This is a genomic window from Bradyrhizobium roseum (genome assembly GCF_030413175.1).
In the GTDB taxonomy this organism is placed as follows: Bacteria; Pseudomonadota; Alphaproteobacteria; order Rhizobiales; family Xanthobacteraceae; genus Bradyrhizobium; species Bradyrhizobium roseum.
Map to the genome: position 1 here is coordinate 262,741 of NZ_CP129212.1, position 19,756 is coordinate 282,496.

General features: G+C 65.5%; 19 protein-coding genes and 1 tRNA gene. 10 read left to right on the forward strand and 10 right to left on the reverse strand.

The genetic code is table 11. From position 1 onward, the window contains the following. Positions 1-17: 17 nt before the first annotated feature. Positions 18-1,367, reverse strand: coding sequence for an RsmB/NOP family class I SAM-dependent RNA methyltransferase (locus QUH67_RS01265; protein WP_300944848.1), 1,350 nt, complete (start codon positions 1,365-1,367; stop codon positions 18-20). A 160-nt stretch (positions 1,368-1,527) separates the two neighbouring features. Between QUH67_RS01265 and QUH67_RS01270 the strand changes: the two genes are divergently transcribed. Further along, positions 1,528-1,737 carry a DUF1674 domain-containing protein gene (locus QUH67_RS01270; protein WP_300944849.1) on the forward strand — a complete coding sequence of 70 codons (210 nt, stop codon included), beginning with the start codon at positions 1,528-1,530 and terminating at the stop codon, positions 1,735-1,737. 205 nt (positions 1,738-1,942) lie between these two features. Continuing rightward, entirely contained in the window at positions 1,943-2,419 is a 477-nt protein-coding gene (locus tag QUH67_RS01275) for a thermonuclease family protein (RefSeq protein ID WP_320416116.1), read from the forward strand. A 46-nt stretch (positions 2,420-2,465) separates the two neighbouring features. On the opposite strand, the gene QUH67_RS01280 is transcribed toward QUH67_RS01275, so the two are convergent. Together QUH67_RS01280 and acs are read right to left on the reverse strand one after the other, a co-directional pair. Next, positions 2,466-2,978 carry a L,D-transpeptidase gene (locus QUH67_RS01280; protein WP_300944851.1) on the reverse strand — a complete coding sequence of 171 codons (513 nt, stop codon included), beginning with the start codon at positions 2,976-2,978 and terminating at the stop codon, positions 2,466-2,468. 11 nt (positions 2,979-2,989) lie between these two features. Then, complete coding sequence (gene acs, locus QUH67_RS01285; RefSeq protein WP_300944852.1) at positions 2,990-4,942, reverse strand: acetate--CoA ligase; 1,953 nt, start codon at positions 4,940-4,942, stop codon at positions 2,990-2,992. 384 nt (positions 4,943-5,326) lie between these two features. Between acs and QUH67_RS01290 the strand changes: the two genes are divergently transcribed. Then, positions 5,327-6,484, forward strand: coding sequence for a DNA topoisomerase IB (locus QUH67_RS01290; RefSeq protein ID WP_300944853.1), 1,158 nt, complete (start codon positions 5,327-5,329; stop codon positions 6,482-6,484). Positions 6,485-6,570: 86 nt separating this feature from the next. Here the strand turns inward: QUH67_RS01290 and QUH67_RS01295 are convergent, their stop codons facing one another. Genes QUH67_RS01295 through tsaD form a run of 3 tightly spaced genes read right to left on the reverse strand, consistent with a single transcriptional unit; the run spans position 6,571 to position 9,042 of the window. After that, on the reverse strand, positions 6,571-6,984 hold the full coding sequence (locus QUH67_RS01295; RefSeq protein ID WP_300944854.1) for an EVE domain-containing protein: 414 nt from the start codon (positions 6,982-6,984) through the stop codon (positions 6,571-6,573). A gap of 2 nt (positions 6,985-6,986) precedes the next feature. Then, positions 6,987-7,967: an NAD(P)H-dependent glycerol-3-phosphate dehydrogenase gene (locus QUH67_RS01300; protein ID WP_300944855.1), complete on the reverse strand. Its 981-nt coding sequence runs from the start codon at positions 7,965-7,967 to the stop codon at positions 6,987-6,989. A gap of 1 nt (position 7,968) precedes the next feature. Continuing rightward, on the reverse strand, positions 7,969-9,042 hold the full coding sequence (gene tsaD, locus QUH67_RS01305) for a tRNA (adenosine(37)-N6)-threonylcarbamoyltransferase complex transferase subunit TsaD (protein WP_300948300.1): 1,074 nt from the start codon (positions 9,040-9,042) through the stop codon (positions 7,969-7,971). 130 nt (positions 9,043-9,172) lie between these two features. Between tsaD and QUH67_RS01310 the strand changes: the two genes are divergently transcribed. The 5 genes from QUH67_RS01310 (at position 9,173) to QUH67_RS01330 (ending at position 13,782) form a co-directional block, all read left to right on the forward strand. Beyond that, positions 9,173-9,919 carry a uroporphyrinogen-III synthase gene (locus QUH67_RS01310; RefSeq protein ID WP_300944856.1) on the forward strand — a complete coding sequence of 249 codons (747 nt, stop codon included), beginning with the start codon at positions 9,173-9,175 and terminating at the stop codon, positions 9,917-9,919. 122 nt (positions 9,920-10,041) lie between these two features. Continuing rightward, on the forward strand, positions 10,042-11,247 hold the full coding sequence (locus QUH67_RS01315) for a COG4223 family protein (RefSeq protein WP_300944857.1): 1,206 nt from the start codon (positions 10,042-10,044) through the stop codon (positions 11,245-11,247). 8 nt (positions 11,248-11,255) lie between these two features. Further along, positions 11,256-13,040: a heme biosynthesis protein HemY gene (locus QUH67_RS01320; RefSeq protein WP_300944858.1), complete on the forward strand. Its 1,785-nt coding sequence runs from the start codon at positions 11,256-11,258 to the stop codon at positions 13,038-13,040. Between the two features lie 81 nt (positions 13,041-13,121). Further along, positions 13,122-13,197 (forward strand) — tRNA-Thr (locus QUH67_RS01325). 126 nt (positions 13,198-13,323) lie between these two features. Further along, a complete protein-coding gene (locus QUH67_RS01330; RefSeq protein ID WP_300944859.1) occupies positions 13,324-13,782 on the forward strand; it encodes a hypothetical protein in 459 nt (152 codons plus the stop codon). Between the two features lie 152 nt (positions 13,783-13,934). On the opposite strand, the gene QUH67_RS01335 is transcribed toward QUH67_RS01330, so the two are convergent. Next, complete coding sequence (locus tag QUH67_RS01335) at positions 13,935-14,966, reverse strand: polysaccharide deacetylase family protein (protein ID WP_300944860.1); 1,032 nt, start codon at positions 14,964-14,966, stop codon at positions 13,935-13,937. Between the two features lie 207 nt (positions 14,967-15,173). On the opposite strand from QUH67_RS01335, the gene QUH67_RS01340 reads away from it, so the two are divergent. Together QUH67_RS01340 and QUH67_RS01345 are read left to right on the forward strand one after the other, a co-directional pair. Further along, complete coding sequence (locus QUH67_RS01340) at positions 15,174-15,452, forward strand: hypothetical protein (RefSeq protein ID WP_300944861.1); 279 nt, start codon at positions 15,174-15,176, stop codon at positions 15,450-15,452. A 216-nt stretch (positions 15,453-15,668) separates the two neighbouring features. After that, a complete protein-coding gene (locus tag QUH67_RS01345; protein WP_300944862.1) occupies positions 15,669-15,887 on the forward strand; it encodes a hypothetical protein in 219 nt (72 codons plus the stop codon). A 14-nt stretch (positions 15,888-15,901) separates the two neighbouring features. Here QUH67_RS01345 and QUH67_RS01350 read toward each other — a convergent pair whose 3' ends face one another. The 3 genes from QUH67_RS01350 to QUH67_RS01360 all read right to left on the reverse strand — a co-directional run bounded on the left by QUH67_RS01350 (position 15,902) and on the right by QUH67_RS01360 (position 19,696). After that, complete coding sequence (locus QUH67_RS01350; protein WP_300944863.1) at positions 15,902-17,782, reverse strand: TRAP transporter large permease; 1,881 nt, start codon at positions 17,780-17,782, stop codon at positions 15,902-15,904. Then, positions 17,779-18,447: a TRAP transporter small permease subunit gene (locus tag QUH67_RS01355; protein ID WP_300944864.1), complete on the reverse strand. Its 669-nt coding sequence runs from the start codon at positions 18,445-18,447 to the stop codon at positions 17,779-17,781. The genes QUH67_RS01350 and QUH67_RS01355 overlap by 4 nt, the downstream gene beginning before the upstream one ends. A 112-nt stretch (positions 18,448-18,559) precedes the next feature. After that, the gene (locus tag QUH67_RS01360) at positions 18,560-19,696 is read right to left on the reverse strand and encodes a TRAP transporter substrate-binding protein (protein ID WP_300944865.1); all 1,137 of its coding nucleotides are present in this window, start codon (positions 19,694-19,696) and stop codon (positions 18,560-18,562) included. Between the last annotated feature and the right edge of the window lie 60 nt (positions 19,697-19,756).

Sequence of the window (19,756 nt, forward strand, 5' to 3'; positions counted from 1 at the left end):
GAATTCTGGTTTAAAAATCAGGATTTAACCAGCCGCGCAGCGTAAAACCCATCCAGTCCGGCAAGCCGGGGGTCGGCATGGGGCAGATGGCAGGGCAGGGTGCGCAGGTCGCCGTCCGCGGTCACGATCTCTTCGAGGCCTGCGACCTCGCCGGCCTCGATCGGCATGCGACGCATGTCGGGTTCGGCGGCCAGCAGCGACACGATGGCCTGTTCGCCTTCCTCCGGTTCCAGCGAACAGGTGCAATAGACCAGCGTCCCGCCCCGCTTGAGCAGCGCGACCGCCCGTTGCAGCAACCGCTTCTGCAGCGTCGCCAGGGCGATGATATCATTTTCCTGGCGCAGCCAGGCCACGTCGGGGTGACGCCGGATGGTGCCGGTGGAGGTGCATGGCGCATCCACCAGCACGCCGTCGAATCCACCGCCGGACTGACCGGGCCATTCGGCGGCGTCGGTCACCACTTCGTCGGCGTGCAGCGAAAGCCGCGCGAGATTGTCGCGCAGCCGCGCCATCCGCGCCGGCGAGCGGTCGACCGCGGTGACGTGCGCGCCGGCTTGCGCCAGTTGCGCCGTCTTGCCGCCGGGCGCGGCGCAGAGGTCGACGATCGCCTTGCCGGCGACGTCGCCGAACAAGCGGGCAGGCAGCGCGGCGGCGGCGTCCTGCACCCACCATTGTCCGTCGGTGAAGCCGGGCAGCATGGTCACCGAACCCTGCAGCAGGGTGCGCACGGAGCCGGTCGGCAGGGCTTCGCCGTGCAAGCGGCTCGCCCACTGCGCGGCGTCGGACTTCACGGTGATGTCGAGCGACGGTTCATGGCCGATGGCGAGCGCCATCTCTCGCGCCGTCGTCTCGCCATAGGCGGCGATCCAGCGCGCCAGCAGCCACGGCGGAATGTCGAGGTTCTGCGATTTGATCTCGTCGATCAACGGCTGTCCCTCGCGCGCGCATCGGCGCAAGACCGCGTTGACGAGGCCGGCATATTTCGCGGCGCGCCGGTCCGACTGCACCAGCCGCACCGAGAGATCGACCGCGGCGTGATCGGGCACATCCATCCAGAGAATCTGTGCGGCGCCAATCAGAAGCGCGCTCTGCGCGCGCGGCGCATCCGTCGGGATGCCGCGATCGAGCAGGCGCGACAGCAAATGGCCGAGCGAGCCGAGCCGCCGCAGGATCGTCGCCACCAGCCGTCGCATCAAGGCGCGGTCGCGATCGGCCAGCGTCTTCAGGCCGGGATGGGCGCCGGCGCCGTCGAGCTGGTCGTCAAGGGTGCGGTGCTTGTGCAGGACGCCGTCGAGAATGTCGGCCGCGATGCGGCGCGCCGCCAGCCCGGGCACTTCGGAAGGTACTGCGAATCTGGAAGCTGGCATGGAACGGCGATGTCTCGAAAGGCGGAAAGGTTCTGGCTCATGCCATTGGAATGAATGCACGTTTGGCATCGGAATAAGCCAAATGTAAGAATCACCGCGGACAATTTCGCGAATGTGATGTGACCCGCCTGCCGATCCCTGTGCTAAGATGAAAGCTGCGATGACCGAAAGTCCCCCATCTCCCGCGCCCGCCGTGGAACGCAAGAAGCTGACGCCCGCTGCCGAGCGCGCGCTTGCCGAGGCCGAAGCCCGCCGCAAGGCCGCCGAGGCCAACGCCACGCCGCATCGAAGAGAGCTCCAGGGCCCGAAAGGTCCGGAGCCGACCCGATATGGCGACTGGGAGCGCAAGGGTATCGCTTCCGATTTCTGACGCCCGCGCGACAAGGCTTGGGCGAGCGCGATGTCCTTGAATGGGCCTTGCCGGATTTCCCGACTCACCCCTTAGTCGGGATATGCCTCCATATGAGAGATCCCGTGCTTATGATGCGCCGGGCCGGGCCTCCCGGCGCCGATGGTCGGCATCGGTTCTGCCCTGGATGTTCGTCGCCTGCGTAGCCGCGTTCGCGATGTTGCCAATGCGGGACTGGGTGCGGCGATCGCTGCCTGGCTCGACCGACAGCCAGGCGGCGCGCGATGCCGAAACCATCTGGAAGCGGGCCGGAAGTCCGGACACGCGTCTCGCCGTCGATGTCGTCAGGACCATCGACGGAGATACGTTCGAGGCGCGGGTGCATGTGTCGCCGGATCTTTATCTGACGACGCGGGTCCGGTTGCGCGGCATCGATGCGCCCGAACTGAAGGCGTCCTGTGCGCAGGAGCTGCAGATGGCGGAGACCGCGACCGGCGCGCTACGTGCGCTGCTCGGCGAAGGCGACGTCACGATCTTCAATATCGGACCGGACAAGTATGGCGGCCGGGTCGTGGCCGAGGTTGCGACACGGCGCACCGGAAATGTGTCGACGGCGTTGGTAGCGGCGGGGCATGCCCGCCGCTATGGCGGCGGACATCGCAACGGCTGGTGCGCGAATGCAGATCAAGCGCCGCTCAGATGAAAGCACCGCGCCACCGCGCGGCGTTTTTAGCAATCCGATCGCTCGATCAGCGTGTGACCGTCACCGTCGTCCCGACCGATACGCGCTGGTAGAGATCGGTGATGTCGTCATTCAGCATGCGGATGCAGCCATAGGACACAAACCCGCCGACCGAGCCAGGCACGTTGGTGCCGTGGATGGCGTAGTCCCCGCCGGCCAGCGTCATCGCCGCGACGCCCATCGGGTTGCGCGGCGAACCGCCGGGAATGACGTCCGGCATGCCGGGCTTGTCGCGCCTGACTTCGCTCGGCGGCGACCAGGCCGGGCGGAGGTACTTGCCGTCGATCTTGGTGGTGCCTTCCCACTGCTTGCCGGCCTTGCCGACGCCGACCGGGTAGCGCATGGCCCGGCCGGAATCGAGGATGAGATAAAGGCGCCGCTCGTGGGTCTTCACCACAATCGTCCCGGGCTCATACTCGCCATTGATACCGACCAGCTCGGGCTGCGCCTGCGCGCCGGATGACATCGAGATGCCCGCAGCGATCATGGCGGCCAGCGCCGCGGCCATTCTCATTGACATTCGCAAGTCCCTCAAGCCGGCGCGCCCTTCTTGTTCTGCCGGTTCTCGACGAGATCGTCGACCACGGCGGGATCGGCCAGCGTCGAGGTGTCGCCGAGGCTCGACGGCTCGTCCTCGGCGATCTTGCGCAGGATGCGGCGCATGATCTTGCCGGAACGGGTTTTCGGCAGGCCCGGCGCAAACTGGATCTGGTCGGGCGAAGCGATCGGGCCGATGTCCTTGCGTACCCAGGCGACCAGTTCCTTGCGCAACGCCTCGGTCGGTTCGGTGCCGGCCATCAGGGTCACATAGGCATAGATGCCCTGGCCCTTGATGTCGTGGGGATAGCCGACCACGGCGGCTTCCGACACTAAAGCGTGCGCGACCAGCGAGCTTTCGACTTCGGCGGTTCCCATGCGGTGACCCGACACGTTGATGACGTCGTCGACGCGGCCGGTGATCCAGTAGTAGCCGTCGGCGTCCCGGCGGCAGCCGTCGCCGGTAAAATACTTGCCCTTGTAGGTCGAGAAATAGGTCAGTTCGAATCGTGCATGGTCGCCATAGACCGTGCGCATCTGTCCCGGCCAGGATTTTGCGAGACAGAGGTTGCCGGTGCATTCCCCTTCCAGCACCTTGCCGTCGGCGTCGACGATCTCGGGCACCACGCCAAAGAACGGCCGCGTCGCCGAGCCCGGCTTGAGCTTGGTCGCGCCCGGCAGCGGCGTGATCAGAATGCCGCCGGTTTCGGTCTGCCACCAGGTGTCGACGATCGGGCAGCGGCTGTCGCCGACGACGCGGTAATACCATTCCCAGGCTTCCGGATTGATCGGCTCGCCGACCGAACCGAGCAGGCGCAGGCTCTTGCGCGAGGTCTTCTTCACCGGCTCGTCGCCCGACTGCATCAGCGCGCGGATCGCGGTCGGCGCGGTGTAGAAGATGTTGACGTTGTGCTTGTCGATGACGTTCCAGAACCGCGAATTATCCGGATAGTTCGGCACACCTTCGAACATCAGCGTGGTGGCGCCGTTCGCCAGCGGTCCATAGAGGATGTAGCTGTGGCCGGTGACCCAGCCGACGTCGGCGGTGCACCAGTAGATGTCGCCGTCGTGATAATCGAACACGTACTGATGCGTCATCGCCGCGAACACGAGGTAGCCGCCCGTGGTGTGCAGCACGCCCTTGGGCTGGCCGGTGGAGCCCGACGTATAGAGGATGAACAGCGGGTCTTCGGCGTGCATGTGCTCGGCCGGGCAATCCGTCGTCACCATCTCCGCCGCTTCGTGGTACCAGAAGTCGCGCGAGGGATTCATGTCGACGGCAGCACCGGTGCGCTTGACGACGACGACCCAATCGACACCGCCGGCTTTCGCGACCGCGGCGTCGACATTGGCCTTCAACGGCACCTTCTTGCCGCCGCGCAGTCCCTCGTCGGCGGTGATGATGATCTTGGACTGGCAGTCGGTGATGCGCTGGGCGAGGCTGTCCGGTGAGAAGCCGGCGAACACCACCGAATGAATCGCGCCGATCCGCGCGCAGGCCAGCATCGCATAGGCCGCTTCCGGGATCATCGGCAGATAGATGGTGACGCGGTCGCCCTTCTGGACGTTCCGCGTGCGCAGGATGTTGGCCATCTTGCAGACTTCGTCGTGCAGCTGGCGGTAGGTGATGTGTTTTGACTGCGAGGGATCATCGCCTTCCCAGATGATCGCGGTCTGGTCGCCGCGCTTCTCGAGGTGGCGGTCGATGCAGTTCCAGGCGGCGTTCAAGACGCCGTCCTCGAACCATTTGATCGAGATATTGCCGGGCGCGTAGGAGACGTTCTCGATCGTGTGGGGGGCCTTCATCCAGTCGATGCGCTTGGCCTGCTCGGCCCAGAAGCCGTTGGGGTCGGAGATCGAGCGGGCGTACATTTCGCGGTATTTTGCGTCGTCGACATAGGCACGCTTGGCCCAGTCGGCGGATACGTCATAGATCTTCTCGGACATTTTCACCCTCCCGCTCGGTGCAGCGTCGCACGCGCTGGCGACCGCAACCCCTACTGATTGTTGTACCGATTATGCGTCGCGGGACGATGCCCGGACAAGGCGCAAACGTCTGCGACCTTGGTCGCGACCGGGGGCTACCGTCTTGTCGCGGATCAAACCAGCGTCATTTTTCGGATCTTTTTAACGATTCGGCCGAGCCAAAAATCAACGTTATCGCCGAATGGCACCCATGACAGGTGTTTTGATACCGCCAATGACGGAATCGGGACTCGCAAAGGGCAGCGTTACCTCCTAAATGGCCTCCCCGGGGCCAGAAGGCCCTCCGGAACCAAGCCATAACAACGGGCATTGCCGGCAGACAGGTGGAGCAAGGCGATCACGGCCATGATGGATCAGCAGAGTTTCGAGGCTACGCGGCCCGTTTCCGCCGATCCCGCCGTTGCGTTGGCCGAAGCCTTGGGACAATTGCCCAAGCCGGCCAAGGTGCTGGCCGCAAAGCCGTCAATCGGCGCCAAAACCTCCGTCGAAGAGCTGGCGGGTGAACACGGCCTCAAGCTCGGCGACCAGAACGGGCTGACCATCCGTCGCGTCAAGCGCGGCAAGGGCTATTCATTCCATCGCGCCAACGGCACCCAGATCCGCCATGCCGGCACCATCCGCCGCCTGCATTCGATGGCGGTGCCGCCGGCCTATCGCGACGTGCGCTATTCGGCCGATCCGAGTTCGCATCTGCAGGCAGTCGGCATCGATGCCGCGGGAAGGCTGCAGTACCGCTACCACGCCGATTGGGAAAAGGTCCGCGAGCATCGCAAGGCGCATCGGCTGGCGCGGCTGGTCGGCGCGCTGCCGAAGATCCGCCGCAAGGTCTCGGCGTTCCTGTCCGGTGACGAGCCGACGCGGGAATTCGCGCTGTCGGCGGTGATCGAACTGATCGCCCGCACCGCGATCCGGCCGGGCAATGAATCCTACGCCCGCCTCAACGGCACCCGCGGCGCGACCACGATGCTGAAGTCCAACGTCACGCTGGAAGACGACAGTTTCGTGCTGACGTTCAAGGCCAAGGGCGGCAAGGCCGTGCGCAAGGAATGCGACGCCGCCAAGCTGGTGCGCGCCATCGGCATTTTGCGCACCGTGCCGGGCAAGCGCATGTTCCAGTACTACGATCGCTCCGGCGTCGTGCGCGCGGCCTCGACCTCGGCGGTCAACGCGTTCCTGCGCGAGATTGCCGGCATCAAGATTTCGCTGAAGGATTTTCGCACGCTGATGGCTTCCGCCGTGGTGCTGGAATCGCTGTCGCGGGTCACGCCCGCCGCCAGCGAGCGCGGCCGCAAGAAGCAGGTGCTGGAAGCGGTGCGCGCCGCCGCCGACGAACTTTCAAATACGCCCGCGATCTGCCGCAAGAGCTACGTCCACGACACCATCGTCACCGCATTCGAGGACGGCATTCTGGAGCGATTTGCCGCGACGATGAAGGGCTACCGCACCCAGGCCAAGCGCGAGGCACTGTTGGTGCAGGTGGTGACGGCGGCTGCGGCGGCGTAAAGTCTCCGCCGTCGTCCCTGCGAACGCAGGGACGACGATGAAACATGGCCTTGCGTTCTCGAAAAAGGTGCCGGGGCGTGTCGCCGCTACATCCCGCCCATCTTGCAGACCATCTTCCATTCTTCCGCCGTCACCGGCTGTACCGACAACCGCGAATATTTCACCAGCGCCATGGCGGCGAGCTTCTTGTCGGCCTTGATCGCGGCCATCGTCACCGGCGTCTTCAAGGGCTTGTCGGCCTTGATATCGACGCAGACGAACTTGCCGGTCTTGTCGGTCGGATCGGGATAGGCCTCCTTGATGATCTCCGCGATGCCGACGATCTCCTTGCCTTCGTTGGAATGATAGAAGAACGCCTTGTCGCCTTTCTTCATGGCCACGAGATTCTGTCGGGCGGTGAAGTTGCGCACGCCGGTCCAGGCTTCGCCTTTGGCCCCCTTGGCGACCTGCTGGTCCCATGACCACACCGAGGGTTCGGATTTCACCAGCCAGTACGCCATCGTCATTCCTCCGCCTTGAACGGCCGCGCCATCAGGCCCTCGATCGCGGCGTCGATCGTGACCTTGCCGCTCAATATCGCCGCGACCGCGCTTGATACCGGCATATCGACGTTCTGCGAAGCCGCCAGTTCGATCAGGACCGGCGCGGTGAACTCGCCCTCGGCGAGTTTTTCGCGGTTCGGCGGCTCGCCACGGCCGAGCGCGATGCCGAAGGCAAAATTGCGCGATTGCAGGCTGGAACAGCTCAGGATCAGGTCGCCGAGACCGGAAAGCCCCATCAGCGTCTCGCTGCGCGCGCCGCAGGCGCGGCCGAGGCGCGCCAGTTCGCTGAAGCCGCGCGTGGTCAGCGCGGCCAATGCGGATGCGCCGAGCTGTCGTCCCTCGACGATGCCGGCGGCGATCGCCAGCACGTTCTTGGCCGCGCCGCCGATCTCGACGCCGCGCACGTCCGTCGTGTGGTAGGGCCGGAAGGTCGATGAGCCCAATGCCTGCACCAGGTCGCTCGCCAGCCTCTCGTCCTTCGCGGCCAGCGTCACGGCGGTGGGTAAGCCGCGCGCGACGTCGTCGGCGAAATTCGGCCCGGACAGGATCGCCGGCGTGACCTCCGGCATCGCCTCGGCGATGACCTCGGTCATGAATTTGTGCGTGCCGCGCTCGATGCCCTTGGCGCAGGCGATGACAGGCGTCTTCGGCCTCAGGATCGGCGCGAGTGCGGTCGCAGCCTCGCGCAGGCTTTGCGCGGGCGTGGCCAGCAGGATGATGTCCGCGCGCGCCGCCAGGGCCATGTCGGAAGTGATATCGATATCGCCGTCAAGGCTGACGCCCGGCAGCTTGGGATTCTTCCGCGTCGCCTGCATCTGGATGGCGGCTTCGGGGCTTCGCGCATACAGAACGACGTCGCGGCCGGCGCGCCGCGCGGCGCAGGCCAGCGCGCTGCCATAGGCGCCGGCGCCGATCACCGCGACCGATTTGAAGGACGCCATCTCAGAAACCTGCGCGCGTCTTGGCGTAGCCGGCCGGCGCGGTCGCGTTGGCGTCGAGCAGCCAGCGGGCGCGGGGCGGCGCGTCCATCGTATCGGTCAGGCCGAGCGCCATCCGTTCGGCGCCGGCCCAGGCGATCATTGCGCCGTTGTCGGTGCACAGCGCCGGCGGCGGGATGATCAGCGTGGTCTGCGCCTTTGCGGCGACGTCCTGCAGCGCGCCGCGGATGGCGCGATTGGCGGCGACGCCGCCGGCCGCCACCAGCGCGCGCGGCGGGCCGAACCGTTCGTTGAACAGTCGCAACCCCACGCTCAGCCGGTCCGCGGTCGATTCCAGCACCGCGGCCTGAAAGCCGGCGCAGAGATCGCTGATATCCTGCGGCTCCAGCGGCGTCATGCGGCTGGCTTCGTTGCGCACCGCGGTCTTCAATCCCGACAGCGAGAAATTCGCGTCCGGCCGCCCGAGCATCGGCCGCGGAAACGCGAACCGTTTTGGGTTGCCGTCGGCCGCCGCCCGTTCGACCTCCGGTCCGCCGGGGTAGGGCAGCGACAGCATCTTTGCCACCTTGTCGAAAGCTTCACCCATCGCGTCGTCGACGGTGGTGCCGAGCCGGACATACTGCCCGACGCCGATCACGGCCACGATCTGGGTATGGCCGCCGGAGGCCAGAAACAGGCAATAGGGAAAGGCGAGCGCGCAGGTCAGCCGCGGCGTCAGCGCGTGGGCTTCAAGATGGTTGACCGCGATCAGCGGCGTATCATGCACCATCGCAATCGCCTTGGCGGTTGTCAGGCCGACGATCACGCCGCCGATCAGGCCCGGGCCAGCGGCGGCGGCCACCGCCGACAATTGCGCAAACTCCGTGTTGGCGTCCTTCATTGCACGGCCGACGATGCCGTCGAGCAGCTCGATATGGGCACGCGCCGCAATCTCCGGCACCACGCCGCCGAAACGCGCATGCTCGGTGGTCTGCGAGTGCACGATATTGGACAGAATCCTGCCGTTGCCGTCGCGCTGGCGTTCGACCACGGCGGCTGCGGTTTCATCGCAGGTGGTTTCGATACCCAGCACCAGCATCGGCTTGTCGTTGTCCAATTTGATCCCTTATTTCGACGCTTGCGCTATCGCAACGCTTCTGTAACCGGGTAGCACTACGAGGTGACGGCGTGCAATCGGGCAATCGAATCGTATTGGCGGAGATTTGAATATGGCCGTTCTTGTCACGCGCCCGTATCCGGACGATGAGACGACGGCCGAGGCGCTGCGTGCCCGGGGTTTCGGTGTCCTGCGCGCGCCGATGCTGCGGTTCGAGCCGTTGCCGTTCGAGGACGATACGGATGCGGTCTATGGCGCCGTGATCGTCACCAGCGCCAACGCGCTACGCGCCATCGCGCCGCAGCTGGCGGGTCACCGGCTGCTCAAGCTGCCGCTGTTTGCGGTTGGCGAAAACACCGCCGCCGCGGCGCGCGACGCCGGGTTTGGCAAGGTGACCGCGTCGAAGGGCGATGCCGGCGCGTTGCGCGATCTGGTGCTGGCGCACGCCAAGTCGAAACGATTGAAGAAATCTAATCCAATTCTCTATCTCGCCGGCGCTGACCTCGCGCGCGACTTGGCGGGCGAACTCGGCGCGGGCGGCTTGACGGTCGTGACGCAGACCACCTACCGGATGGTGCCGGCGCCCAGCCTGCCGCGCGAGGTATGTGACGCTTTCGTGGCACATGAGGTCGAGGCCGTGCTGCATTACTCGCGGCGCAGCGCGCGCGCATTTCTGGATGCGGCGCGCGCCGGCGGCGTCGAAATCTCGGCGCTGGCGCTGCCGCAATGCTGCATTTCGGCGGCCGTCGCCGCCGTCCTGCGCGATGCCGGCGCGACTCAGGTCACGGCGGCGGCGACGCCGGACGAAAACGCCCTGTTCCAGGCGCTCGCCCGGGCGCTGCAGAAGCCGGCCGGCTGACGTTAATCTTTTAGTCTGACCATGGCGTTATCGGAAAAGCGGTGCCGCCATCGCCGGATCATGCTCTAAGACGTCCGGATTCTGCTAAGTTCCGGAACCTAACCATTCAAGGGAACCGCGTAATGGTCGATGACAGGCCCGAAGACACTGGATCGCTACCCGATTCGAGCGGGCCGAAGCGCAAGCCGCCGACCATCGATCTCGAGGCGAGTGAAGTGTCGAGCGAGTCGCGAAGCGCAGCTGAAGCGAGCGCCGCAGCGACGTCGTCCGCGTCATCGCCCGGTCCTGCGCCCGAAGCTTCCTCGGTGCCGCCGGTTGGCGCGCCGGCTGCACGGCCGGTCTCGCCATGGATCATCGCGCCTGTCTCGGGCGCGGCCGCCGCGGCGCTGGTGATCGGCGTCGGCTGGATGCTGGGTTGGCCGGCGGTTCAACCCGCGTCCGCGCCCGCGTCGCAGGTTAATGCCGCGATCGACAGTCTTACCTCCCGTGTAGCCGGATTGGAGCCGAAGGTCGGCAAGCCCGTTCCGGATCCCGCCGCTGCGGCGCGTACCGAAGTCCTGGAAAAAACCGTCGCGGCTTTGCGCACCGAACTGGCGGCCACGCGGACGCAGGGCGAGAAGCTGGCGTCCGCCCTCGACGAGGTGAAATCCACGCCGCGCGGCGATGGCGCCGCATCGCCTGATCTCGCGGGGATCGATGCCCGGATCGCGAAGATCGAGAGCCAGATGCGCACGCAGGGCGCCGAGATCGCGCAGCAGGGCAGCAAGCTTGCCGATGCCAAAGCCGACGCCAAGCCTGCCGACGACATGGCGCTGCGCCGTCTGGTGTCGGCCGCGCTGCTCGATGTCCAGGTCCGTATCGGCGAGCCTTTTTCGGCGACGCTCGCCGCGGCCAGGGCGCTGGCGCCCAATCCGGATGACTTGAAGCCGCTCGATCGCTTCGCGGAGAAGGGCGTGCCGAACGCCAACCGGCTGAGCACGGAATTGCTGGCTCTGGTGCCGAAACTGCAGCCGGCCGTCCCGCAGAACAGCGCGACGACCGGTACCGGCATCGTCGAGCGCCTGCAGGCCGGTGCCGCCAAGCTGGTCAAGATCGAGCGCACCGATACCGTCGGCACCGATCGCGGCGCCGTGGTGGCGCGGGTCACGGCGGCGGCGCTGCGCAATGATTTCAACGAGGCGCGGCGGGAATTGATGACGCTGGAACCGGACGACCGCGCCGCGGTGCAGTCCTGGCTCGAACGGGCCAACGCGCGCGACGCCGCGCTGGCCGCGTCCCGAAAATTTGCGACCGATGCGATGGCTGCGCTCGCCAAACCGGCGAATTAAGGATTCCGATGATCCGGATCATTCTGTTTCTGTTGCTGATCGCGCTGGGCGCCGCCGGCGCGGCCTGGGTCGCCGAGCAGACCGGCGATGTCGTGCTGTCGTGGGGCGGCTATCGCGCCCAGACCACGTTGCCGGTGTTCGTGCTGGTGCTGGGCATCGTCATCGTGACGGCCATGATGATGTGGGCGATCCTGCACGGCCTGTGGCGCACGCCGGCGCGGATGCGCAGGAACCAGCGTGAGCGGCGCCAGGCCCGCGGCCGCCATGCGATCACGCAGGGGCTGCTCGCGATCGGCCATGGCGATTCCACCGCCGCCCGCATCCATGCCGAAGCGGCGCGCAAGCACGCGGCGCACGATCCGCTGGCGCTGCTGCTGCATGCGCAATCGGCGCAACTCGACGGCGACCGCGACGGCGCGCAGCGCGCCTTCCGCGCCATGGCCGAGCGCGAGGACACGCGGCTGCTCGGCCTGCGCGGCCTGTTCATCGAGGCGCAGCGTTCGGACGATCCGGTGGCGGCGGTGATGGTCGCCGAGGAAGCGCTGCGAATGTCGCCCTCCTCGTCATGGGCCTCGCATGCGGTGCTCGGCTTCTGCTGCGCCAAGGGCGATTGGGCCGGCGCGCTGAAAATCCTCGACAACAACCAGTCCGCCGGGCTGATAGACAAGCCGACCTATCGAAGGCACCGCGGCGTGCTGCTGACGGCGCGCGCGCTGGAACTCGAGAAGGTCGATCGCGATCTGGCGCGCGAGAGCGTGATGGAGGCGGTCAAGCTGGCGCCGACATTGGCGCCGGCCGCGGTGCTCGCCAGCAAGTTCGAGAGCGAGGCGCATCAGGTGCGGCGTTCGATGCGACTGGTCGAGACGGCATGGCTGGCGCAGCCGCATCCCGATCTCGCCGATGCCTATGCGCATGTAAAACTGGGCGATTCCGCGCGCCAGCGGCTGGTGCGGGTCGAGACGCTGGCGGCGAAGACGCCAGGTCACATCGAGGGCGCGCTGGCGATTGCGCGGGCCGCGATCGACGCATCCGAATTCACCAAGGCGCGCGAGGCGCTGGCGCCGTTCGTCGCCCAGCCGACGCAGCGCGTCGCGCTGCTGATGGCGGAGATCGAGCGCACCGAGCATGGCGATAGTGGCCGTGCCCGGGCCTGGACTTTGCGCGCGGTGCGCGCGCTGCACGATCCGGCCTGGACCGCGGACGGCTACGTCAGCGATCGCTGGCGGCCGGTCTCGCCCGTCACCGGGCGGCTCGACGCGTTCCAGTGGCAGACACCGGTGGCCGCGCTTCCGTCCGACAAGGGGCCCGCGATCGAATCTTCGCCGTTCGAGGAGGCGATGCTGGCAACCCCGCGCCGCGCCGTCGTGCTCGAACCACCAAAGGACGTCGAGGTGGAGGAGCCGGCCGTCGAGCCGGTCGCTCCCGCTGCGCCAGTGCCACCTGCCGCGCAGGACAATGCGCCGCCGGCGGCGGGTGCCGCCGAAATTGCCCCCGTCGTTGAATCGGCCCTTCCCGAGCCGGTCGCCGTCGACCCTGTCCCCGCGCCAGGGGCAGAACCGCCCAAACCTGCCGAATCGGCGCCAAATCAGCCGGCCCCGTTGTTCCGGTCGCGGCGGGATATTCCGAAGGCCGTTCCAGCCCCGATTCCCGCCGTCATTCCCCTGATCCGGGCGCCCGACGATCCCGGGGTCGATGAAGACGGCCCGGCGGACGAGTTCGCGGAACAAATCGGCCCGCCAAAAGCCCAGGCCGGCGGCTGGCGGGGATTTTTGTCACGCTGGGGCGGCGACTAATCCCGTTTTTCTTGCCAATCGGGGCCGTCCCCGATATCAGGTGCGGGCGTTTCGGGTCGCTCCCGACCGCCGATTTGGTCCGCCGCAATAGCTCAGTTGGTAGAGCACGTCATTCGTAATGACGGGGTCACAGGTTCGAGTCCTGTTTGCGGCACCAGCCTTTCAAGATTTTTTCTTTCAAATACCCGGCGCGCATTCACGGATGCGTGTGCGTGACCGACCTCACATCACGAAGGGGCCGCCCCGCGTAGTCTCCACCCAGACCTCAAGGGGAGATACCAACATGCGTAAATTTATTCTGATTGCAGGTTTCGCTCTCGCGTCGGCCGCCGCTCATGCCGGCGATCGGAGCTTGTCGCTCGGTGGCGGCGAGACCACGAGGGTAAGTGCTCCGGCCGCCAAAGCTATCGAGGGATCGCGCACTGCCGAAGTCCCGCAGGCCGCCGAGGCCCCGAAATATGTCGAACGGCCGGCGGCCGTCGAACCCAAAGCCGAGACGACCAGGCCGGAGTCGGCCAGGTCCGATACCAGCCGCGCCGCGGCGGGCAACACCGCGAGGGTGCGGCAACGTCCGGCCGGCATGCAGCAGCGCTACGCTGGCCGTCAGACTGCCGGGGCCGGCGGCGCGTCGGCCCGCAAAGCCGCAATGATGCAGCAGAGAGGTGGGGGAGCGCACCGGATGCGCTACGGCATCAAGGCACGCATCATCAGCGCGCTGCACCGTCACGGCATCTACTGGTAAGCGCACAAATACGTATCTTCGTCATGCCCGGCCTTGTGCCGGGCATCCACGTCTTTCTTCCTTCGTAGCAGCTGTCAAAAACGTGGATGGCCGGGACAAGCCCGGCCATGACGCGTGGGGTCATGCGCAGCGCCTGCGAGCGCCGCAAATTCCTACTGCGTCACCGTCTGCACCACGCTGCTGATCGGGCGGCTGGCAACGGCCGGCACCTTCTGGTCCTTCACCAGCATCGCGTCATATTCGGGCAGCGTTTCGAGCTGTTCCTTGGCCTTCATCTGCACCACCTTGTAGCCGCCGGCCTTCAGGCGACGCAGCAGCGTCGGCAGGGCGGTCGCGGTGTGCTTCTGCAGATCGTGCATCAGGATGACGCCCTTGCCCTGCTTGTCGAGCTTGGTCATGACGTTGTTGATGACCTGATCCGGACCCGACGACCTGAAGTCGTTGGAATCGACGTCCACCGAAAACATCGAGATGTTGCGGGAGGCGAGATAGCCCAGCGCAACCTGCGTGTGCCCGAGTCCGGGGAAGCGGAAGAACGGGGCGGGCGCAGCGCCGATCGCCATCTTCACGGCGCTAAAACCCTTCTCGATCTCTTCCTTCATCTGCGGCTCGGTCATCTTCTTGCTGTCGAGATGGGCGTGCGACCAGGTGTGCGAGCCGACGGTGTGGCCGGCGGTGTAGACCTGCTTGAGAATCTCCGGGTGATAGCTGGTGTGCTTGCCGACCGGGAAAAACAGCCCCTTGGTGCATTCGTCGGCGAGCGCCTTGAGCACGGCGGGCGTGGTCGGCCACGGACCGTCGTCGAAGGTCAGCACGACTTCCTTGTCGGTGAGGAAATCGAATTGCTTGTACTGCAGGAAGCCGAATCCGGGACCGCCTGTGGTGTCGATCACCACCATGCGGCTGACGCCGAGCGCATCAGGATTGGCGCATGAGGCCTGGCGTATCGGCTGCGGGGCGGGCACGGGCGCGGGGGCCGGCTTTGAAAGGGAAGCCGTGACCTCGACGTCATCCTTGGGTGCGGGTTTGGCCGCAGCGGGGGCCGGTAAAGGCTCGGCCTTGCGGGCGGCCATGGTTTGAGGCGGGGCCGCATCGGCCCGCGGCGCGGAGGTCCAGAACCAAACGCCGGTGATCAAAACTGCCGTCACTACACTGGCCAGCATCAGGCCCAACGCATTACGCATCGCAACTCTTTCCAGATACTCGGGGTACACACACGCAACGGAGCATTAATGCCAACAATGTCTTAACGGCTCGCGAACACGCGGCCGGTACGCACGGCAAATGAGGGGTTTATGACTAAGTGACGTTAGTCACAGTCGGCGCGCCAGTTCGGGCGCATGCTCCAACCATCAACAACGGGCCCATGACCGGGCCAATGGGAGCCGACAATGACCTCACTGTTCACCTCGACCGCCCGGAAGATCACCCTGGCGCTGGCCATCGCGGCCTCGTTCTCCGCCGTTTCCTCGACCGCGAGCTTCGCCTTCAGCTCCGAGGCGCAGCAGATGTGCACCGGCGACGCGTTCCGCCTCTGCAGCTCTGAAATCCCGAACATTCCGAAGATCACCGCCTGCATGATCAAGAAGAAGTCCGATCTGAGCGCGGGCTGCCGCACCGTGATGGACAAGGAACTCGCCCAGAAGTCCGGCAAGCTCGCCTCGCAGTAAGCAGCTCTCTCAAAACCTGGCTCCCGGAACGCTTGCGTCGATGCGACGCAGGCGTTTTCTGCTTTTTGGGCGTTCACGAAGCACCTGACAGGCCGGGCTCACGGCTTCGCCGGTTCCGGAACCGGAACCTTCTTCGCCGCCCGTCGGTGCCCCGAGCCACCGAAAGCGCTATAGAGATGCGCGACCTGCGGTTTCCCGATACGAAGGCATAGCAACATGACCAAATTCCTTTTCGCCATTCCCTTCGTCCTGATGGCTGCCAGCGCCTCGGCCCAGGAGCAGAAGCAGGGCCATGACGCCTGCGCGCGCGACGTCTCAAAATTCTGCCGGGCCCAGATGCAGGAAGGCGATCAGGTCATTCTGGCCTGCCTGAAGCAGAACCGGGCCAAGATCAGCAAGGGCTGCCAGCAGATGCTGGCCAGCCACGGGCAGTAGGAGCCTGCGTTGGCTCAGTTGCCGTAAAGATAATTCGGCAGCCACAGCGTGATGCCCGGCCAGATGTACATCAGCACCATGCAGACGATGACGATGAACATGTAGGGCATCATGCCCGCGAAGATCTGGTTGAGCGTGACGTGCTTCGGCGCCACGCCTTTCAGATAGAACGCCGACATCGCTACCGGCGGCGACAGGAACGCCGCCTGCAGGTTCACGAACACCATCACGCCCCACAGGATCGGATCGATGTTGAAGTGCTTCAGCATCGGCAGGAAGATCGGCACGAAGATCACGATGATCTCGGTCCATTCCAGCGGCCAGCCCAGGACGAAAATAATCGCCTGCGACAGGATCATGAACTGGACCGGCGTCATGTTGAGCGACAGCACCCAGCTTTCCAGCAGCGCCTGACCGCCGAGGATGGCGAACACCGCGGAGAAAAGCGCCGAGCCGACGAACAGCCAGCACACCATCGAGGTGGTCTTTGCGGTCAGGAACACAGCTTCCTTGGTGCGCTTCCAGTCCAGGGTCCGGGCCTGGAATGCGAGCAGGAAGGCGCCCGCCGCGCCGACGGCGGCCGATTCCGTCGCCGTGGTGATGCCGAGCAGGATCACCGCCAGCACGACCGCGGTGAGAATGCCGAGCGGCATCACCGAGGAGGTCAACAGCCGCAGCACCTCGAACTGCTCGGCCTCCATGGTCCAGTAGTAATACAGCAGCACCAGGCCGAAGATGCCCGCGATGAACGCAAAGTAGGTATAAAATTCCGGCGCCGGCCCGGTGTACGACGGCGCTGTGATGGTGCTGCGCAATTCGGCGCTGCCCATCTGCTGCAATGCTTCCGGCTCGTTCTTCGTCGCGGCCCCGGACCTGCCGCCGCCGAGCTCTTCCAGTTTCTCTTCTGCCGGCTGGGACGCCGCTCCGGCGCCCAGCGGCTGCGGCGCGTCGTCCACCTTCTGCTCTATCGATGTCGCCGGCGGTGTCGGGATATCCGGTTGCTGGTGGATGACGACGTACCACCACGTTACCCACAGCGTCGTTGCCGTCAGCACCAGCGGCACCAGCGCGAAACCGAAATTCTTCAGCAGCATCGGGTAGCCGATGCGCGCGCCGTCCACGCTGATGTTCATGGCCTTGGCGGGCGCCAGCACCGCGCCAAACAGTGCCGGCAGCATCTTGCGCGAATAGGTCTGCTGCAATTCGGTCACCCATGGCCGGACCGGGACGCGGGTTTCGCTTTCGGGAAGCTTCGGGGCGATCTTCGGGTTCAACAGCGCCCAGCCGATGACATAGACGAGATAAAGGAATGCCAGGAAGAAGCCCGGAAACATCGCTGCCGCGTAGAGCTTCACCACCGACTGCCCGGCCACCGCCGCATAGACGATGATCATCACCGAGGGCGGGATCAGGATGCCGAGCGTGCCGCCGGCGGTGATGACGCCGGAGGCGAGCTTGACGTCATAACCAGCCTTCAGCATCGGGTTGAAGGCGATGACGCCCATCAAGACCACCACGGCGCCGACCAGCCCCGAGGCGATGCCCCAGAAGGTGCAGACAATCAGGGTCGCGACCGCGAGCGAGGCGGGCACGCGGCGGAACGCGAGCTGGATCGAGTAGAACATCTTGTCGACCAGCGCGCCGCGCTCCATTACGTATCCCATCAGCACGAACAGCGGGATCGAGATCAGGACGTCGTTGGTCATGGCGCCATAGGTGCGCTGGACCATCAGGTCGAAGATGTGGTTGTCGGCCCAGGCTTCGCCGCCGCGATAATAGGCGAAGAAGCCGAAGAACATGCCGAGCCCCATCAGCGTGAACGCGGTGGGGAAGCCCATCATGATCACGACCACGATGAGTCCCAGCATCAGAAGCCCAAGTGCCGGATCGCTCATCGCTGCAAGTCCCCGCCCATGCCGCGCTGCCGCGCGCTTTCCTCGATATCCTGCGCGTGCGCGATCGCTTCCCGGCGCGTCTCCTCGTCGACATATTCGCTGTGCGCCAGTTGCTCCTCGACCACGTCGATCTCGCTGACGTCCTTGAGTCGACTCGGCCACACCCCGGTCTTCAGGCAGACCACGCAGCGCGTGATCTCCGCCGCGCCCTGCAGCAGCAGCAGCGCGCCGGCGAGCGGGATCATGAATTTGAACTGCCAGACCGGCGGCCCGTCAGCAGTCACGTTGGAATGCTCGTTGATGCGGTAGGACTGCGAAGCGTAGTCCCAGCCTGCGTAAGCCAGCGCCGCGATGCCGGGCAGGAAGAAGGCGATGTACAGCACGAGATCGAGCGTCGCCTGGGTGCGCGGCCGCATCGAACTGTAGAGGAAGTCGCCGCGGACATGGGCGTTCTGCGCCAGCGTGTAGGCGCCGCCGATCATGAACAGCGTGCCGTACAGCATGTTGGAGGCGTCGAAGATCCATGCGGTCGGCATGTTAAGGATGTAGCGCTTGAAGACTTCGGCGCAGACCAGAAGCATCAGCCCGATGATCAGCCAGGCGGCCGCCTTCCCGAACCATGTGCTGATGCCGTCGATGGTGTGAAGGAGACGCTGCGCGTTCATTGGAACCCGGTTGCCGGTTGAGAGAGAGCGTCGGAACAGCGAGTGCCGACAATAGAAAGCATGATCCGGGATGGCTATCCCAGATCATGCTTTGCGCTGGCGAATAATGCGATCAGGTCTTCTTCTTGGCGTTGGGGCCGAAGTAGTGGTTGTAGGCCATGCGGCGGTTGACCACGGTGTCCTGTTCCCACTGCGTCGCGCGCTTGGCGAAGGCCATTTGCGATGCGACGATTTCCTTGAACAGCGGGTTGTCGGCCGACTTCTTCTCCACGACCTGGTCGTAGATATCGAGCTGCTTCTGCAGGATCGAGTCCGGCGTCTTGTAGAACTTGACCTTGTCCTTGGTCTGCAGCTCTTCGTAATCCTTGGAATAGCGGTCGATCGCCTTCCACGCCATGTCCTGACCCGCCGCTTCGGTGGCGACCGCGATGATCGCCTTCATCTTTTCGGGCAGCGCATCGTACTTGGTCTTGTTGAACATGATCTCGAACTGCTCGGCGTTCTGGTGGTAGCTCTGCAGCATGCAGACCTTGGAAACGTCGGCGAAGCCGAGAATGCGGTCGGAGGAGGCGTTGTTGAATTCGGCCGCGTCAAGCAGGCCGCGGTCCATCGCCGAGACGATTTCGCCGCCCGGCAGCGCGTTGACGGCGGCGCCGAGGCCGGTGAACACGTCGATCGAGATGCCGACGGTGCGGAACTTGACGCCCTGGAGATCCTCGGCCTTGGTCACCGGCTTCTTGAACCAGCCGAGCGGCTGCGTCGGCATCGGTCCGTACGGGAACGAGACGACGTTGGCGCCGATCGAGGCGTAGAGTTTTTCCAGCAGCTCCTTGCCGCCACCGTATTTGTGCCAGGCCAGCAGCATGTTGGCGTCCATCGCGTAGCCAGGGCCGGAACCCCACAGCGCCAGCGCGTTCTGCTTGCCATAATGATAGACCAGCACGCCGTGACCGCCATCGAGCGTGCCCTTCGACACCGCGTCGAGCAGGCCGAACGCGGGTACGACGGCGCCCGCCGGAAGCACCTCGATCTTGAGATCGCCGCCGGTCATGTCGTTGACCTTCTTGGCGTAGTCCAGCGCGTATTCGTGGAAAATGTCCTTGGCCGGCCAGGTGCTCTGCCAGCGCATGCTGATCGGACCCTGGGCGCTTGCGATGTTCGGCGTGGCAACGGTTGCTGCAGCCCCCGCAGCGGCAACCTTCAGGAAGCGGCGGCGACTCGTCGTCTTGTCCTTGGTCGGTTTGGTCATGGGCGTCTCCCGGTTGGACCGGCCTTGGTCGGCCGGCCGTTGTTGGTTGGCGCGAACTCT

Excerpts from the sequence above, each read along its gene's own strand:
- QUH67_RS01265 (WP_300944848.1), bottom strand. The coding sequence starts at position 1,367 with ATGCCAGCTTCCAGATTCGCAGTACCTTCCGAAGTGCCCGGGCTGGCG.
- QUH67_RS01270 (WP_300944849.1), top strand. The coding sequence starts at position 1,528 with ATGACCGAAAGTCCCCCATCTCCCGCGCCCGCCGTGGAACGCAAGAAG.
- QUH67_RS01275 (WP_320416116.1), top strand. The coding sequence starts at position 1,943 with ATGCGGGACTGGGTGCGGCGATCGCTGCCTGGCTCGACCGACAGCCAG.
- QUH67_RS01280 (WP_300944851.1), bottom strand. The coding sequence starts at position 2,978 with ATGTCAATGAGAATGGCCGCGGCGCTGGCCGCCATGATCGCTGCGGGC.
- acs (WP_300944852.1), bottom strand. The coding sequence starts at position 4,942 with ATGTCCGAGAAGATCTATGACGTATCCGCCGACTGGGCCAAGCGTGCC.
- QUH67_RS01290 (WP_300944853.1), top strand. The coding sequence starts at position 5,327 with ATGATGGATCAGCAGAGTTTCGAGGCTACGCGGCCCGTTTCCGCCGAT.
- QUH67_RS01295 (WP_300944854.1), bottom strand. The coding sequence starts at position 6,984 with ATGGCGTACTGGCTGGTGAAATCCGAACCCTCGGTGTGGTCATGGGAC.
- QUH67_RS01300 (WP_300944855.1), bottom strand. The coding sequence starts at position 7,967 with ATGGCGTCCTTCAAATCGGTCGCGGTGATCGGCGCCGGCGCCTATGGC.
- tsaD (WP_300948300.1), bottom strand. The coding sequence starts at position 9,042 with ATGCTGGTGCTGGGTATCGAAACCACCTGCGATGAAACCGCAGCCGCC.
- QUH67_RS01310 (WP_300944856.1), top strand. The coding sequence starts at position 9,173 with ATGGCCGTTCTTGTCACGCGCCCGTATCCGGACGATGAGACGACGGCC.
- QUH67_RS01315 (WP_300944857.1), top strand. The coding sequence starts at position 10,042 with ATGGTCGATGACAGGCCCGAAGACACTGGATCGCTACCCGATTCGAGC.
- QUH67_RS01320 (WP_300944858.1), top strand. The coding sequence starts at position 11,256 with ATGATCCGGATCATTCTGTTTCTGTTGCTGATCGCGCTGGGCGCCGCC.
- QUH67_RS01330 (WP_300944859.1), top strand. The coding sequence starts at position 13,324 with ATGCGTAAATTTATTCTGATTGCAGGTTTCGCTCTCGCGTCGGCCGCC.
- QUH67_RS01335 (WP_300944860.1), bottom strand. The coding sequence starts at position 14,966 with ATGCGTAATGCGTTGGGCCTGATGCTGGCCAGTGTAGTGACGGCAGTT.
- QUH67_RS01340 (WP_300944861.1), top strand. The coding sequence starts at position 15,174 with ATGACCTCACTGTTCACCTCGACCGCCCGGAAGATCACCCTGGCGCTG.
- QUH67_RS01345 (WP_300944862.1), top strand. The coding sequence starts at position 15,669 with ATGACCAAATTCCTTTTCGCCATTCCCTTCGTCCTGATGGCTGCCAGC.
- QUH67_RS01350 (WP_300944863.1), bottom strand. The coding sequence starts at position 17,782 with ATGAGCGATCCGGCACTTGGGCTTCTGATGCTGGGACTCATCGTGGTC.
- QUH67_RS01355 (WP_300944864.1), bottom strand. The coding sequence starts at position 18,447 with ATGAACGCGCAGCGTCTCCTTCACACCATCGACGGCATCAGCACATGG.
- QUH67_RS01360 (WP_300944865.1), bottom strand. The coding sequence starts at position 19,696 with ATGACCAAACCGACCAAGGACAAGACGACGAGTCGCCGCCGCTTCCTG.